This window comes from Streptomyces sp. A012304, from assembly GCF_026008495.1.
Lineage (GTDB): Bacteria > Actinomycetota > Actinomycetes > Streptomycetales > Streptomycetaceae > Streptomyces.
The window spans coordinates 14,039-29,498 of sequence record NZ_BQUN01000040.1 but is presented as its reverse complement, the minus strand read 5'-3'; the positions used below and the strand labels follow the sequence as shown (position 1 = coordinate 29,498).

The window sequence follows — 15,460 nt, the reverse complement described above, 5'->3', positions numbered from 1 at the left end:
GTACGCGGAAAATTACGGCGCCTCACACGGAAGATCACCCGAACGAAGGTGTCCCTCATCTGGAGGGCCGCCCGACGAAGGAGCCCGACGGCGCGGCGGCATCAGGGCGGACCCTTCGGGAGAAGCAGCAGGGGAAGCGTTCCCGACCGGGACTCACCACGGCCGCGGAAGGTGCGCCTGATGCGAAGTGACGACACCTCAACACCCATGCTCACCTTGTCCGATATTCCCTTAATGTCGGGATAGGGTGACGTGTCAAACCAACCGACAACCTGATGCATCCCGTGAAGGAGCAAGGCCGGCCATGCGTCACTCCCGAGGTTTTTCCACCACGGCATACAGGGGGATCCTCCTGTCTGGCGGTCCGCCAGGCCAGGACGGCCCCGCTCCAGGCCGTCCCGCACGGTGATGACCAGCCGGCTTTCCGGATCGTCGCGCGACGCGACGCGACGCGGGGCCGCGCCGCGCGTCCTCCACGTCACCCAGCCGGTGGACGGCGGCGTCGCCCGCGTGGTCACCGAACTGGTGCGTATGCAGCACGTGGCCGGTTTCGACGTCACGGTCGCGTGTCCCGACAGCGGCCTGGGGCAGGTGCTGCGGGAACTCGGCGCGGATGTACGGCACTGGCCCGCCACACGGTCGCCGGGACCGTCGCTTCTCGGTGAGACGCGCCGGCTCGCGCACGTCGTCAAGGCGGTCCGGCCCGACGTTGTGCACGCGCACAGTGCCAAGGCCGGGCTCGCCGCCCGGCTGACCGTACAAGGACGCATCCCGACGGTTTTCCAGCCGCACGCCTGGTCGTTCGAGGCGGTCGGCGGGGTCACCGCGGCGGTCGCCACGGCGTGGGAACGGTGGGCGGCGCGCTGGACCACCCGCGTGGTGTGCGTCAGCAAGGCTGAGTGCGCGAGAGGCCAACGCGCCGGAGTGCGTGCCCACTGGCGGGTGATCCCCAACGGCATCGATCCGGTCCGTTTCCACCCCACCGCCGCCCCCGCACGCGCGGCCCTGGCCCCGCTCGCCGACCTTGATACGGCCGCTTTGCTGGTGGTCTGCGTGGGGCGGCTGTGCCATCAGAAAGGGCAGGACGTGCTGCTCGAGGCGTGGCCCTCGGTGTTGCGACGGGTGCCCGGAGCCCGGCTGGCGCTCGTCGGGGACGGGCCGCAGGACGGGCCGCTACGGTACCGCTCTCCCGAGGGCGTGCTGTTCACCGGGGCCGTCGCCGATGTCGTCCCCTGGTACCAGGCCGCTGACGTAGTGGTACTGCCGTCCCGTTGGGAAGGTATGGCGCTCGCCCCGCTGGAGGCGATGGCGTGCGGGCGTCCCGTTGTCGTCACGGACGTGGCCGGAGCACGCGAGAGCCTGCCGCCCGATCACGGAGCGCACTGTCTGGTGCCCGCGGGCCGACCGGGCCCGCTGGCCGACGCTCTCACCAGGATGCTGCTCGACCCGCTGCTGCGCGAGTCGCTCGGAGACCAGGGGCGCCGCCACGTATTGGCCGCGCACGACGTGCGGCGCTCGGCCGAGGCGGTCGCGGACCTCTACCGCGAACTGCTCGGCGTCCGGCGCACGGTGGCCCACGGCGCGGAACCCACCGAGTGCAGGGAGTCGATCCGCTCGTGACCGCCGAACGTACCGTCCCTCCCTTCGGAGGTCCTGGAGGCCGCCCGGCAGAGCGGGGCAGCCTGCCCGTCTCGGTCATCCACCCGCGGGGCGTCGCCGACGGCTTGCGGCCCCCCGCAGGGCGGCGGGCCGCCAGGCGACGCGCCACCGGGCTGTCCCTGCTCGCCGCGGACGCGGCCGCCGCGCTCACCGCCGCCCCCGCACTCCCGCATCCCCTTCTGACCGCGCCTCTGCTGCTCGCCGTCCTCTGCCTGAACGCCCGCGCGGGGCTGTACCGCCCCGCCGCCGCGCCCGCCGTCCTGGACGAACTCCCCGCCGTCTGCGCACGGATCGCGGTGAGCTGGTGCGTGCTCGCGTCCCTGATCAGCGCGCTCTCCCCCGCACACGTCCTGTCCGCCCGTACGCTGCTGACCGGCTGCGCTCTACAGTCGGCGGCGAGTTGGGCGGGCCGCGGCGCGGTGCACTGGCACCGCCGCCGGACGCTGGCCCGCCACCCCGCCGCGGCCCTCGTCGTCGGCCCGGCCGCCACCGCCCAGCAGGTGGCCGCCGCGTTCCTGCGCCACCCCGGGTGCGGCCTCAGGCCCGTCGGGGTCCTCTCCGACGGCCGGGCCGGCGGCGAGGGACTACCGGTGCTCAGCACGGAGGAGGAGGCACAGCGGGCCGTCATCCAGAACAACGTGCGGGCCCTGCTCATCGCGGGCCCCGCAGGCGAACACGACCGGCTGCTGAGGAAGTTGGCCGAGACGGGCTGCGTGCTCTGGGAGGTCGACGCGGGCGTACCGACGCACGACCGGTACGCGGGCACGGCGTACGGGGAGGCCGGTCACACGCCCCGCGGCCGCCTCCCGCGCGAGCGGATCGCGGGCTTCTGCTGCCGTCGCCTGGAGGTTGGCCGACGGCCCGACAGCCCCGCCAAGCGGGCCCTCGACGTCCTTGTCGCGGGGATCCTGCTCCTGCTCGCCGGCCCGGTGCTGCTGGTCTGCGCGATCGTGCTGCGGGTCAGCGACGGGCCCGAGGTCGTCTTCCGCCAGGAGCGCGTCGGCAGGGACGGCCGCCCCTTCACGCTGCTCAAGTTCCGCACCCATCGCCCGGCCGACCCGCACGAGGCGGCGACCCGCTGGAGCGTGGCGGGCGAGCGGAACATGAGCCGCTTCTGCCGCTTCCTGCGCCGCACCTCGCTCGACGAGCTGCCCCAGCTGTGGAATGTCTTCCGGGGCGATATGACCCTGGTCGGGCCGCGCCCCGAACGGCCGTACTTCGTAGCCGTGTTCAGCCGCACCTACCCCGGTTACGCCGCCCGCCACCGCATGCGGACCGGCCTCACCGGGCTCGCCCAGATCCACGGGCTGCGCGGCGACACCTCCATCGAGGACCGCGCCCGGTTCGACAACGCGTATATCGACGACTGGTCGCTGTGGCAGGACGTCTGCATCCTGCTGCGCACCGCCGCCGCGCTGGTCCGGCCGACGGGGAGCTGAACACCGGTGAGCCACGCACCCACCCTGGCCGCCACGCGCGTGCTGACCCCCGTCATGCCGGTGGTCGCGGTGATCGTCCTGCTGGCGCTGCCCGACGCGCCGGGCCGCGAAGGCGGCGCGACCCTCGCCGACGCCGCCTCCGGTGCCGTCGTACTGTGTTGCGCCGTACGTCTTTGGTACCACCGGCGACGCCCCCTGTCGCGCACCGCCGCCGTGGTCCTGGGCATGCCCGTGGTGGGCATCGCGGTCGCGGCGGCGGCAGCCGAAGTGCCGGGCACGGCGGTCCCCGGTTTCTCGCGCTATCTGCAGATCTTCGTGCTCGTCCCGGCCGCCGTCCTGCTGCTCATCCGCGACCGACGCGATGTCCGGCTGCTGGCCTGGTCGGTGGTGGGGCTCGCGGTGTGGCAGGGGGCTGTGGGTGTGCACCAGTACGCGACCGAAAGCGGCGCCTCGTACATGGGCCGGGAGATCCGCGCCGTCGGCACCTACGGCCCCGACGACATCATGGCGATGGTGACCGTGGTCGCCTTCGGGCTGGTGTGCGCGGTGGGGCTGGCACTGGGCTCCGCACCGGTACGGCAACGGGTGTGGGCCCTGGTGTGCGCGCTGCTGCTGGTGGTGCCGCTGGCGGTGTCCTTCAGCCGGGGCGCGTGGATCGCGACCGTCCTCGCCTGTACGGCGCAACTGGTGCTGGCGGGCCTGCGACGAGCGGTCAGGGTGGGGGCGGTCGTGGCCGCCGTCACCGTGATCCTCATGGGCGGGTTCGGTGTCGGCTCCGCACTGCTGGAGCAGCGGCTCAGCAGCATCGGGCAGGTCGCCCACGCCCCGGACCAGTCGGTCGCCGACCGGTACGCCCTGTGGGCGTCGGCCCTCGACATGTGGCGCGAACGACCTCTGATGGGCGTGGGCCTCAAGGGCTTCCCCGAGCACCGCGACGGGCACGCCTCGCTGGCGCTGTCGTCGGGCAGCGACACGGAGGGCGCGGGCGCGGCGTACCGGAAGCAGCCGCTGCTGTCACCGCACAACATGTACCTGTTGGTACTGGGCGAGCAGGGGCTGACCGGGCTGCTGACGCTGGCGGGGAGCTGGCTGGCGCTGCTGGTGCTGGGGCTGCGCAGGCTGGCCCGGGCCCGGCGAGCGAGGGATCCCGGGCTCGACTGCGCGCTCGTCGCCTGCGGCCTGCTGGTCTGGCATCTGGTCAGCTTCGCATACGCCGACATCGGCGGACCCTCCACCGTCCTCACCGCCGTATGCCTCGGACTGTCGGCGTGGTGGGCGCTGGCACGTCCCGATCCGGCCTTCTCCCAGGAGGCTGCGGCACGATGACGATCATCCGACCAGGGGCCGGGGAGGCCACCGTTCCCCCGGCGGGTGCCGGCACCGGCCGCCCGGACACCAGCGGCGCCAGGCCCCTCTCGCAGGGCTTCCTCGCCAGGGCCGCCCTCGTCACCGTCGCCCTCTCCCTGGCCGGAGCCGTGCTGGGCCTGGTCCGGGACCAGGTACTGGCCCGCCTCTTCGGGGCCGGGAGCGAGACGGACGCCTTCCTGGTCGCCTGGACCGTACCGGAGTTCGCGGCGACGCTGCTGATCGAGGACGGGCTGGCCTTCGCGCTCGTACCGGCGTTCAGTGCGGCCCTGGCCCGCCGTGCCCGGGACGGCGCGGGCGACCCGGTGCGTGCCCTGGTCCGCGCCACGCTGCCCCGCCTGTCGCTGGCGTTCGCGGCCGTTTCGGTGCTGCTCGTCTGCACGGCGCCATACCTGGTGAAGTCTCTGGCGCCGGGGCTGACGGACCCGCGATTCGCGGTGGACTGCACCCGGCTCACCGCCACATGCGTCCTGACCTTCGGCCTGGCCGGCTACTGCAGCGCGGCCCTGCGCGCGCACCGCCGGTTCGTCGCACCCGCGGCCATCTACGTCGCCTACAACGCCGCCATCATCACGGCGATGTCCCTCCTCGGCGCGCGCTGGGGCGTACGGGCGGCGGCGGTCGGTGTCGCGGTGGGCGGCGCGCTCATGGTTGTCATCCAGCTTCCCTCCCTGGTACGGCAGCTGAGCCGCAAGGCAACGGCCCCAGGGACCGCCGCGACAGCCGAAGAGGCGTCCCGGCGCGCCGTGGGCCTCGCCCTCGTCGGCACCGTCGTGCTCTTCGCCCTGTGCCGTCAGTCCCAGGTCCTCATCGAGCGGTTCCTGGCCTCCACACTCCCCTCCGGAGCCATCTCGCATCTGAACTACGCCCAGAAGGTGGCCCAGATGCCGATGGTGCTCGCCCTGATGCTCTGCACGGTCACCTTTCCGGTCGTGGCGCGGGCGCTGGCCGAGGGCGACACCGAACGGGCCCGCGACCGCGTCGAGCGCGATCTGAAGGTGGTCTCCCGCGTCGTGCTGCTCGGCGCCGCGGCCGTCGTCGCATGTGGCCCGCAGCTCGTCCATCTGCTGTTCCAGCGGGGCGCGTTCACGGCGCAGGACACCTCGGCCACCGCCGCGGTCATGCGTGTGTACGCGCTCGGGCTGCTCGGCCATGCCCTGGTGGGCGCGCTCGTCCGGTCCTACTTCTCCGCCGGGCGGCCCACCTGGTACCCGGTGGCCGCCATGACCGCGGGAGCCGCCGTCACGTCGTGGGCCGGCGCTGCGGCGGTCGGCTCGTGGGGCGTGCTGGGGATTGCGGCGGCCAACGCGGCCGGCATCACCCTCACCGCTCTGCTCCTGCTGCACGGCATGGAGACGCGCAGCGTGCCGATCCGCACTCGGCGGGTGCTGGCAGGGATGGGCAGGCCGCTGTGCGCGGCGGTGGTCGCCTGTGGCGCCGGCTGGTTGTGCACCAGCCGCATCGGCTCCCCCGGCCTCGGGCTCGCGGCCGGCAGCGCGTCCGTGACCGTCGTCTTCCTTCTGCTGGCCCGTGCTCCGGGCGAGCAGGGCCTCGTCTCCGTATTCCGTGGCGTCTTTTGGAGGCTTCCGCATGCCCGTGCCCGCTGAGCCCGCGCTCCTCCCCGGCCCCGCACCAGGCAGGCCCCTGTGCAGCCCCGGCCCATCTCCGTGGGTGGTGATGTACCACTCCGTGGGCGACTGTTCGCACGACCCGTACCGCATCACCGTCTCGCCCCGGCGCCTGGACCGGCAGCTCCGCTGGTTGCGCCGCCGAGGGCTGCGTGGCGTCGGCGTGCGCGAGTTGCTCACCTCGCGCGCCCGGGGTGTGCGCCAGGGCCTGGTGGGCCTGACCTTCGACGACGGGTACGCCGATTTCGTCGTGCACGCCCTGCCGCTGCTACGCCGCCACGGCTGCGGCGCCACCCTGTTCGTGCTGCCGGGCAGACTCGGCGGCGACAATGCCTGGGATCCACTGGGCCCGCGCAGGCCGCTGCTGTCGGCGGAGGGCATCCGGCACGCCGCCGCCGAGGGCATCGAGATCGGCTCGCACGGCCTCACCCACGTCGACCTGACCCGGGCCGACGACGCGCTGCTCCAGGCCGAGGTGAGCGACAGCAGAACCCTGCTCTCCGAAGTGACCGGTGCTGACGTCCACGGCTTCTGCTACCCGTACGGGAGGCTCCATCGCCGCGCGGTCGAGGCCGTACGGGCAGCCGGCTACGCCTATGCCTGCGCCACCGACCCCGGCCATCTGACCGGCCTCTTCGCCCTCCCCCGCGTCCATGTCGGCGAGAACGACACGGCCTGGCGGCTGTACCTCAAGCATCGGCTGCCCCGCCGCCCCGTCGAGGGGGTGTGACCCTTGACGACGCCCGAGTTGAAGGCCCTGCACATCATCACGGGCCTCGGCGTCGGCGGTGCCGAACAGCAACTCCGGCTGCTGCTGCGCCACCTGCCCGCCGACTGCGACGTCGTGACGCTCACCAACCCAGGCCCGGTCGCCGAGGGCCTGACGGCGGACGGTGTCCGCGTCGTCCACCTGGGCATGACCGGTAACCGCGACCTGTCCGCCCTGGCCCGCCTGGTCCGCCTGATCCGGTCCGGCCGCTACGACCTCGTACACACCCATCTCTACCGGGCCTGCGTGTACGGCAGGGTCGCCGCGCGCCTGGCGGGCGTGCGAGCCGTGGTGGCCACCGAACACTCCCTCGGCGGCACACAGATGGAGGGCCGCGCCCTGAGCCCCGGCGTGCGCGCGCTGTACCTGGCCGGCGAGCGGCTGGGCCACGTCACGGTCGCGGTTTCAGCCGCGGTGGCCGACCGGCTCAGGCGCTGGGGCGTACCCGAACCGCGCGTGAGGATCGTGCCCAACGGCATCGACGTGGCCCGTTTCCGCTTCGACCCGGCCGTCCGCGAACGCACCCGCCGCCAATTCAGGCTGCCGCAGGGCGCGTACGTCATCGGCGGCATCGGCCGGCTGACCGAGGGCAAGCGGTTCGGCGTCCTGATCGGCGCCCTCGCTCAACTGCCCGCCGACTGCTGGCTGCTGCTGGTCGGCGGCGGCCCGCAGGAGAGCCTTCTGCGGGCCGCCGCCCAGCGGGCCGGAGTGGCCGACCGGGTGCTGCTCACGGGCGAGCGGCCGTACGTGCCCGACGGCTCCCCCGGTCCCGATCTGCCGGCGCTGACCTCCGCGATGGACGTACTGGCCTCGCCGAGCCACGAGGAGGCGTTCGGGCTCGCCGTCGTGGAGGGCCTGGCGGCGGGACTGCCGGTGCTCTACGCATCCTGCCCGGCCGTTGAGGACCTGCCGTCCCGCCTTGCCGTCGGGGCCCGCCGGGTGCGGGGCGGCGCGGACGCGTTCGCCCGCGCCCTGGCCGAGACCCGCGCCCTGACCGAGGCCGGGCGGTCTCGCCCGCCGAACCGTCCTGCCTCCCCCACCGCCCGCCACTACTGCATCACACGCACCACCTCACAGCTGATGGACGTGTACGCGGCCACCGTCTCCGCTCATCCTCGTCCCCATGGAAAGTGACCACCTCATGACCTCCACGACCTCCACGACCTCCACAACGGAATCCTCGCCATACCCGGCACCCGCGGCCCGGAAGCGTCCGGTGTTCCCACGCCTGAGGACGCTTCCGGCGTGGTCCCTGCTCGCGGTCGGCACCCTCGCCGGAGGTGTCACCGGCGGCGCGTACGGCGCCCTCACGGCGCCCGCGTACTCGGCCACGGCCTACGTCGTCGCCGTACCGACCGAGAAGTCGGACCCCCAGGCAGCGCTCGGTTTCGCCCAGGCGTACGGCCGGGTCGCCACGCAGCTCGCGGTGCTCGGGGACGCCCAGGTGTGGGCGGGCGTACCGGTGAGGACGCTGCGCGAGAGCGTGCGGTCGGCGACTTCCCCGGACGCTCCCATGGTCGCCGTGACAGCCACCGCCACCCGCCCCGAGCTCGCCGTCGACATGGCCAATGCGGTCATCCGCGCGCTGACGCGGCACGCCAATCACGCCAAGAACGCCACGCAAGTCGAACTCCAGCAGTTCTCCCGAGCCGTCAAGCCCGCCGAACCGTCCTCGGCGTCCCCCGTGCTGACCGGCCTGGTGGGCGCGAGCGCGGGCGGCTTGCTGGGCGGCCTCGCGCTGCTGGTCCGACCGCGCGCCGCCGCCGACAGCGCACACCCAGCCGTCGTGCCCGGTCCGGCCACCGCCGGCGACGCGCGCGAGCAGCCGTGAGCGGGCTGCTGCGGGCCCGCGGTGGCACCCTGCGGGTCGAACTGTGCACCGACGACCGGGAGTTCGCGGCACTGGGCCCGGCCTGGGGTCGGCTGTACCGCAGGTGCCGTGCGGCGACCCCCTTCCAGAGCCACGCCTGGCTGCACTCGTGGTGGACGTCGTACGGCAGGCCCGGCCGGCTGCGGCTGGTGCTGGTGCGCGACGGCGGGGCCCCCGGTGAACAGGGGGAACTCCGTGCGGTCGCACCGCTGATGCGGGTCGGACAACCGCTGCCCCGGCTCGTCCCGCTGGGTGGCGCCATCTCCGACTTCGGGGACGTGCTGCTTGACGACGAGCACGCCGGCCCGGCGGCGGCCGCGCTCGCCGAGGCACTGTCGGCGGCCGCCCGCACGGCGCTGATCGACTTCCGCGAGGTACGGCCGGGCAGCGCGGTCGAGCGCGTCTACGAGCTCTGGCGAGGACCGCGCCGCCGGGTGCGCGACTCAGTCTGCCTTGAACTGCCCGCCGTATCGATGGAGGAGTTGGTGGCCCGGCTGCCCGGGGCGAAGGCCCGATGGGCGCGGTACCAGTTGCGCAAACTGACGGCGATGGGCGTGACACGCAGGACCGTGTCCCCCGATGAGGTGGACGCTGCGCTGCGGCGGCTCCTCACGCTGCACCGGTTGCAGTGGCAGAGCCGCGGGGTGACGCCGGAGCATCTTCGGGAACGGTTTGCCACGCACCTCGTGCGCGCGGTTGGGCCGCTGGTGCGCTCCGGCGACGCCGCGGTTACCGAGTTCCTGCTGGACGGCGAAGTGGTGGCCGTCGACCTGACGCTGCTGGCTCCGCTTCTGGCGGGCTGCTATCTGTACGGCGTCCATCCGCTGCTGCGCGAGCGGAAGGCGAGCATCGCCGTGATGCTGCTGGACACCTGCGCCCGGCACACCGGCACCGGTGAGCGCGGCACATTGAGCCTGCTTCGCGGCGACGAGCCGTACAAGCACCACTGGCGCCCCGATCCCGTGGTCAACCAGCGTTTGCTGCTGGCCCGGCGGCGCACCGCCCCGCTGCTGTCGGCGGTCCTCTGCGAGGTCGCCGCGCGCAGCCGGGCCAAGGAACTGGTGCGCGGGTGGAAGGAACGGGGCGGCGGCAGGACCTGAGCCTCCGCCGCCTCGGATCGTCGGGGTCGCCGGATGCGGGACCACCGGTCGAAGCGGATGCAGAGCGGTCCGCCGAGCCAGTACCGGGTTCAGTCGCCCAGGTCCAGCGATGAGCACTCCGGGCGGGGCAGCGGCACCGGTGTGTGCTGCGGTAGCGGTACGGGGCTGGGCACGGGCATCGGCCCGGGCTCGGTACGGCCGAAGAGCTCGGACCGGTACACCTCGGCCGCCCTGGGGTTCCGCCTGCACCGCCACACGCCGTGCGGGCAGTAGTCGGTGAGCGTGTTGTACAGCGGCTTGTGTTGGTCGATCCAGGCGAGCATGCGCCGCATGTACTCCGCGTTGTCGCCGTTGCGGAACAGACCCCACTCCGGATACGAAACGGGTTTGCCGTGTTCCCTGGCGAAGTCCACGTGTTTCTGTAGCCCGTACGGCTCTGTCACCTGCTCGTCGAATGACATTCCCTGTGGCTGGTCATACGCGTCCATGCCGATGATGTCGACCGTGTCGTCCCCCGGATAGCACTCCGTCCAGGGAATGGCGTCGCGCCCGCGGCTCGGCGCGAAGTCGAAACGGAACTTCTGGCCCGCGACGGATCGCATGGTGGTGACGATCCTGTCCCAGTACGTCTTCCAGGCCTGCGGGTCCGGCCCGCACCGATGGGTGTACGTGGTGCCGTTCATCTCCCAGCCGAGCACGAGCACGGTGTCCGGCACCCTCAACTCGACCAGCCGCTCGGCCAGGCGGCGATAGTGCGCGTCGAACGCCCCCGCCGCGCCCCGGCCCAGCAGGTCACGCACCTCGGCATCGGAGACGCTCTCCTCATTGCGTTCCAGCATGGGCACGTTGAGGACAAGGATCCTGTCGGCCCTCTCCCGACGCCAGGCCGACCAGTAGTCCAGAAAGCGGGGCGCACCCTCAATGTTGCTCCAGCGGTCACCCGGCAGATACGTACGCCCCACGCGCAGGTCGGCGCCGCCCAGCCACCGGCTGAGCCACCCCGTCAGGGCCACGCCCCGCGGTGAGTAGTGGAGGTAGGCACCATAGGCAGGAAGCGGGGCGGACGGTGCGGGAGATGCCGGTGATACGGGCGGTTCGCCAGTGACCGTCGCCGTCGGCACAGGCGTCTTGGCGGCCTCTCCCACGCCGGCGCTCAGGGCGGGTCCCGGTCCCGGCACCAGGGCGGTCGACGCGGTGATGCCGACCGCTACATACGTGGGCCATCTTCTGTGCCGTCGTTGCTGTGCTGCCATGGCTGCTCCTGTCTCCGCTCATCGGCAGCAGTCGCAGCGCGTACGCCGCCGCCTGCCTTTCCGTATGCGCTCCGCAGACACCCAGTCATCTGTATGCCGACCGCTGACCGAGTTCTCTGCCTGAGTCACCTGACCACCCGCGCGGGGTGAGCCATGACCGAGCCGGGCGTGATCGCGGCCGAGAACGAGTCCGGGTGCCGGACACGATGCGTCCGGCACCCGAGGGGGCGCTACCGAGTGGAGCCTGTCTACCGAAGGGACGCGGCTCGGCCTCGTCGGTACAGGATGACGCCGCTCGCCAGTAGCAGCGCGGAGAGCCCCGAAGCCACGAGCGTCTCCTCTTCACTGCCGGTCTCAGCGAGCGAGGGAGGCTGCGTCCGGTCCTTGGCAGTGGAGCTGGCCGCCTGCGGCAACGAGGGCGCCTTGTTCCCCGCTGGAACGGTGTTGGGCGATGATGCCGACGGCTCCGTGGGCAGTGGGGACAAGTCGTCGCTGCTGCCGGCGTTTTCGCCACCACCGGTGTCATCGCCGGCGCCGCCGTCATCGCCAGCGCCGCCGTCATCGCCAGCGCCGCCGTCATCGCCAGCGCCGCCGTCATCGCCAGCGCCGCTGTCATCGCCGTTACCGGCGCCGACACCACCACCGCTGTCATCGCCGTAGCCGGCGCCGACACCACCACCGCTGTCATCGCCGTTACCGGCGCCGACACCACCACCGCTGTCGTCCCCGTAGCCGGCGTCATAGCCATGCCTGACGTCGTGGCTGTGGCCTTGATCGCCGTGCTGCCGGTCGGCGTCGGGGGAAGCCCCGTACGGCCCGGGCGAGTTCGGGCCGCTGGTCCAGGTGTACCGAAGGGACGGGTTGCCCTCGGCGCGCACGTTGGTGGAGCTGCCGTCGGTGCTCGCGGCGGTGTCCGCCGGAGCCTCGGCGGTGTGGCCCGACCGTGTGCTGGGCGATACCCCGGAAGCCCCCTCGGAGCGCGAGTCCGCGGACGCTGGGGTTCCGTACAGGGACAAAATACTTGTCGCGGCGGCGGCCACGACCATTCCCCTGCTCAGGTTCTGTCGCAATCTGGTCGTCTTCCTGCTCGAATAGGTGGGAAAGTCGGCCCCGAAACCGAAGGAACGGGTCCGGGGCCTGCCCGTACCGCAGCCGTTCGGCTGGTTTTCCGTCAACGGCCCACAGTTGCCGACCACCCGGTGCTCTGCGGATCCTGTACGTGGTGTTGTGTTGGTTCGATCCACGCACGGAGAAACGAAAGGACTGCTCCTTTCGTCAGTTCCTGCCCCTCTTCTTGCGGCTGCGCCGGGGAGCGGCTTCACGCCTGCCGTAGTTTCGTCGCCACTCGATTTTCCGACTGGTCAGATGATGGGACCCGGTGAAATGCCAGTACCGGCAGCCGGGGCACCGATAGATCCGGTCCGGAATCTTCTGGATCAGTGGCTGCCTGATGAGCCAGGCACGAGCCTCACCCTCGGCCCGGAATGACGCCTTCCCCGTTTCCGGGCAACGTGGCAGGATGACCACGTCACTCATGTCCCCTCCGAACTGCGCTACCTTGTGCGTCGCCTACGGCGTGGTGGTTCTTCGTTGATGGACACTCGGAAATGGAAAGCGCCTCTCCCCACGGATGACGATGTCATCTCATCCGCCCGTCAGGGAAAGACGCTTTCAGGTCGGGCCACGACCCCCACGGGAATCGAAGAGAAAGGCTCTGACCGCCGAACTGAAGTCGAACGATCAAAACCCGGGCCCGAAAGGCCTCACATCGTTCAGAGCCCGAGGAGGCCCAGGTCGAGCGTGACCGTGGCCGAGGCGGTGTTGGTGTTGGTGTTCGTGTTGGTGTTGTTGTTCTCGTTGACGATGACGATGCCGCCGTCGTTGTCGCCCCCGTTGTCCTCGTCACAGGCGCTGGCAGCCGAGGCGGAACCCGCGAGAAGAGCCACGGCCGCGAGGGTCGACGCAGCACCCCGCTTGATCGTCTTGCGCATTTGATGTCTCCGTTCTGTTTCTTCCCCGTTGGAAGAACAGAACCGATATTGCCTGGACAGGCAAGGCCACACAACTTGAAAGGCCCCCGGGCCTGGAACTTCATCCACATGGCCCTACACGGCAGCTGATATTAATTACCGAGTGCGCAGACCGCACCCGGCCGGCCACCCAATGGAGCAATGACTGACGGACTGAGAAACGGATTGAGTCGCCGTTCACTTCGAACTCCAGCCCCAAGACGTAGGCCGACAGGGCATTGCCGGCCCTGTGGACGCCGCCGTCGGGCGAAGGTCTGCCGTGGAGCGGCCTGAGACGGCCGGGTGGCGAAAAGCATACGATGAGCCATCCGTCCTCCTGGATATCACTAGGGGCCGACCGCCATAGGCGGTCGGCCCCTAGTTCTAGGCACCTAAATGTTCCTTAGATACCTTTCGGGAAGATGTTTCACTGGCTGCAGACCCCGCAACACGAGTGTGCTGCCCAGTTGAATCACCGGCCGAGCAGCGAGACGCGCGGCTCGATGCCGCACATTCGCCGTAGGTTTACGGCCGCTCGAGCGGAGCGCCTCTTCCTCGGCGGATGAGGATGTCACCTCATCCGCCCGCCAGGGAAAGACGCCTTCAGGTCGGGCCACGACCCCCAAGAGAATCGGATGACCGCCGAACTGGCCTCGAGCGATCACAAGCCGGCTCCATAGGGCTCAGCCCAGTGTCACAGCGCCTTACAGCAGGCCCAGGACGGAAAGGAGGCCACCGCCACCGGCCTGCTGGCCGGCGACAAAGCCCTCGGCGAAGCCCGCCGGAGCGGGGGCGGGGGCGGCGGCGAGGCCGTCGTCCGCCGGGAGGGTGACCGTGGCGGTGGCGGTCGCGGTGTTCTCGTTGGTGTTGGCGTTCGTGTTCGTGTTCTCGTTGACGATGGAAATGCCCGGCTCGTCGCCCCCGAACCTGTGGTCGCCCTCGGTGGCGCTGGCGGCCGAGGCGGAACCCGCGAGGATAGCCACCGCCGCGAGGGTCGACGCAGCCCCCACCTTCATGGTCTTGCGCATTTGATATCTCCGTTCTGTTTCTTCCCGTTTGGAAGAACGAGACCGATATTGCCTCAACGCCGAAGCAGGCACCACTTTGAAGCCCCGTACCCCCGGAACTTCATCCACATGGCCCTCTGGGACAGGTAACAGGAAGGACAGAACTCCCAGGTCACGCCGCATCCATCACCCAATGGAGTAATGACACACCGACTGCTCAACAGAGTTCAATCACCGTTTTGATTTCGAACCACCGACCGAATGCACACTCCGTGGGGCGTATTCGGTCGTGGTCCCGGCAGCGGGCCGAGCTGCCTCGAGTTGCGACCGAATCACCGCCGGCCACGGCAACGATCTGTGGTACTCCGGCAAGGCCAAACACGCCACCGACCACGACAGTTGGCGGCCACCGAGGTTGTCATGCCGGGTCAAGCCGCATGAGGGCTCTTGCCCTCTCCGATACGGCGGGCGGCGTACGTCTTCATGCGCAGGACCGAGCAGCATCCTGATCAGGGTGATCGTGTGCATCGCTCGGTTCCGCCGGCGGTCGCCGCCCCGGTTCATCCGGTGCCTGTTGGTCGGGCTCGAGGAGGCCGGGATCGACGCGACGCCGGCGAATCAGGCGAAGGCGGCCTCTGAACGGAACCGGCCCGTATGCGACCAACTGACCAGGATCTACGCTGCGGTGTTCGGCCGACGCCGAGCAACCAAGAAGTCGGGGGCTAAGGGTTGTCCCGTAAATGATCTCTGGTGTGCTGGGTGACTGCTGGTTTCTGCGTCACCCGGCAAGGACGAGGTTGTGCAGGCGGGCGACGCCGAGGCGACGACCCGATGGGTACGGTTCCGTTCGCTGCTCGCCTGGGCCAGCTCGGCGTGAAGAGAGAGCACGGGCGTCCACGGGGCCACGCTGTAGCGCACGGCTCCGCGCGAGGCGGTCATCGGGATGGCGCTCAGCGGGAAACCGTGCGGGAGGCGTTGTCGGCGGACTGTGGCGGCGAGGCTCCTGAGCTGGGTGAGAGGCACCTCGCTGGCGGGGACCGATACGGCCGAGGGTCGCTCCAGTTTGGGCCGCTGATGGGCGTGGAGGGCGTCCACAACAGCAAGTGGGTGGAGGCCGAAAGCGCGGAGCGGTCGTCGCGGGGGCCGCATCCTCCGACCTGCAGTTGCTGCTCGGCACCGGGCTGTGCGGGGCGCTGACGACCTACTCGACGTTTTCCTACGAGACGCTTCGGCTGGCCGAGGACGGGGCGAGGTTCTACGCCGTCGCCAATGTGATCGCCAGTGTGGCGGCGGGGCTGGGGGCGGCCTTCGTCGGGGCGGCCTTCGCGGACGCGCTGTGGGGCTGAGTATCCCCACAGCGC

11 protein-coding genes and 2 pseudogenes are annotated in these 15,460 nt (G+C 71.0%); 9 read left to right on the top strand and 4 right to left on the bottom strand.

What is annotated here, in order from left to right; translation table 11 throughout:
- Positions 1 to 408: 408 nt before the first annotated feature.
- The 8 genes from ALMP_RS10080 (at position 409) to ALMP_RS10045 (ending at position 9,830) form a co-directional block, all read left to right on the top strand.
- A complete protein-coding gene (locus tag ALMP_RS10080) occupies positions 409 to 1,620 on the top strand; it encodes a glycosyltransferase (protein ID WP_264926010.1) in 1,212 nt (403 codons plus the stop codon).
- Complete coding sequence (locus tag ALMP_RS10075; protein ID WP_264926007.1) at positions 1,617 to 3,098, top strand: exopolysaccharide biosynthesis polyprenyl glycosylphosphotransferase; 1,482 nt, start codon at positions 1,617 to 1,619, stop codon at positions 3,096 to 3,098. The genes ALMP_RS10080 and ALMP_RS10075 overlap by 4 nt, the downstream gene beginning before the upstream one ends.
- Positions 3,099 to 3,104: 6 nt before the next feature.
- Positions 3,105 to 4,424: an O-antigen ligase gene (locus ALMP_RS10070; protein ID WP_264926005.1), complete on the top strand. Its 1,320-nt coding sequence runs from the start codon at positions 3,105 to 3,107 to the stop codon at positions 4,422 to 4,424.
- A complete protein-coding gene (gene murJ / locus ALMP_RS10065; RefSeq protein ID WP_264926003.1) occupies positions 4,421 to 6,070 on the top strand; it encodes a murein biosynthesis integral membrane protein MurJ in 1,650 nt (549 codons plus the stop codon). Before ALMP_RS10070 ends, murJ begins: the two co-directional genes overlap by 4 nt.
- Before the next feature lie 70 nt (positions 6,071 to 6,140).
- The gene (locus ALMP_RS10060; protein WP_264926001.1) at positions 6,141 to 6,821 is read left to right on the top strand and encodes a polysaccharide deacetylase family protein; all 681 of its coding nucleotides are present in this window, start codon (positions 6,141 to 6,143) and stop codon (positions 6,819 to 6,821) included.
- A gap of 18 nt (positions 6,822 to 6,839) precedes the next feature.
- On the top strand, positions 6,840 to 7,994 hold the full coding sequence (locus tag ALMP_RS10055) for a glycosyltransferase (RefSeq protein ID WP_264926085.1): 1,155 nt from the start codon (positions 6,840 to 6,842) through the stop codon (positions 7,992 to 7,994).
- Positions 7,995 to 8,001: 7 nt separating this feature from the next.
- Positions 8,002 to 8,691 carry a lipopolysaccharide biosynthesis protein gene (locus ALMP_RS10050; protein ID WP_375803465.1) on the top strand — a complete coding sequence of 230 codons (690 nt, stop codon included), beginning with the start codon at positions 8,002 to 8,004 and terminating at the stop codon, positions 8,689 to 8,691.
- Positions 8,688 to 9,830 carry a GNAT family N-acetyltransferase gene (locus ALMP_RS10045; protein ID WP_264925998.1) on the top strand — a complete coding sequence of 381 codons (1,143 nt, stop codon included), beginning with the start codon at positions 8,688 to 8,690 and terminating at the stop codon, positions 9,828 to 9,830. Before ALMP_RS10050 ends, ALMP_RS10045 begins: the two co-directional genes overlap by 4 nt.
- A gap of 29 nt (positions 9,831 to 9,859) precedes the next feature.
- Here the strand turns inward: ALMP_RS10045 and ALMP_RS10040 are convergent.
- The 4 genes and pseudogenes from ALMP_RS10040 to ALMP_RS10025 all read right to left on the bottom strand — a co-directional run.
- Positions 9,860 to 11,083 (bottom strand): annotated as a pseudogene (locus tag ALMP_RS10040) (glycoside hydrolase family 26 protein); the annotation flags it as partial.
- Between the two features lie 248 nt (positions 11,084 to 11,331).
- Complete coding sequence (locus ALMP_RS10035) at positions 11,332 to 12,123, bottom strand: LPXTG cell wall anchor domain-containing protein (RefSeq protein WP_264925996.1); 792 nt, start codon at positions 12,121 to 12,123, stop codon at positions 11,332 to 11,334.
- A 732-nt stretch (positions 12,124 to 12,855) separates the two neighbouring features.
- Complete coding sequence (locus ALMP_RS10030) at positions 12,856 to 13,074, bottom strand: hypothetical protein (protein WP_264925994.1); 219 nt, start codon at positions 13,072 to 13,074, stop codon at positions 12,856 to 12,858.
- A 722-nt stretch (positions 13,075 to 13,796) separates the two neighbouring features.
- A complete protein-coding gene (locus tag ALMP_RS10025) occupies positions 13,797 to 14,120 on the bottom strand; it encodes a hypothetical protein (protein ID WP_264925992.1) in 324 nt (107 codons plus the stop codon).
- A 1,091-nt stretch (positions 14,121 to 15,211) separates the two neighbouring features.
- On the opposite strand from ALMP_RS10025, the pseudogene ALMP_RS10015 reads away from it, so the two are divergent.
- Positions 15,212 to 15,445 (top strand): annotated as a pseudogene (locus ALMP_RS10015) (fluoride efflux transporter FluC); the annotation flags it as partial.
- Positions 15,446 to 15,460: the final 15 nt, after the last annotated feature.

What these genes read in the sequence shown, in the direction of transcription:
- ALMP_RS10050 (WP_375803465.1), top strand. Translation starts at nt 8,002, where the DNA reads ATGACCTCCACGACCTCCACGACCTCCACAACGGAATCCTCGCCATAC.
- ALMP_RS10030 (WP_264925994.1), bottom strand. Translation starts at nt 13,074, where the DNA reads ATGCGCAAGACGATCAAGCGGGGTGCTGCGTCGACCCTCGCGGCCGTG.
- ALMP_RS10060 (WP_264926001.1), top strand. Translation starts at nt 6,141, where the DNA reads ATGTACCACTCCGTGGGCGACTGTTCGCACGACCCGTACCGCATCACC.
- murJ (WP_264926003.1), top strand. Translation starts at nt 4,421, where the DNA reads ATGACGATCATCCGACCAGGGGCCGGGGAGGCCACCGTTCCCCCGGCG.
- ALMP_RS10080 (WP_264926010.1), top strand. Translation starts at nt 409, where the DNA reads ATGACCAGCCGGCTTTCCGGATCGTCGCGCGACGCGACGCGACGCGGG.
- ALMP_RS10025 (WP_264925992.1), bottom strand. Translation starts at nt 14,120, where the DNA reads ATGCGCAAGACCATGAAGGTGGGGGCTGCGTCGACCCTCGCGGCGGTG.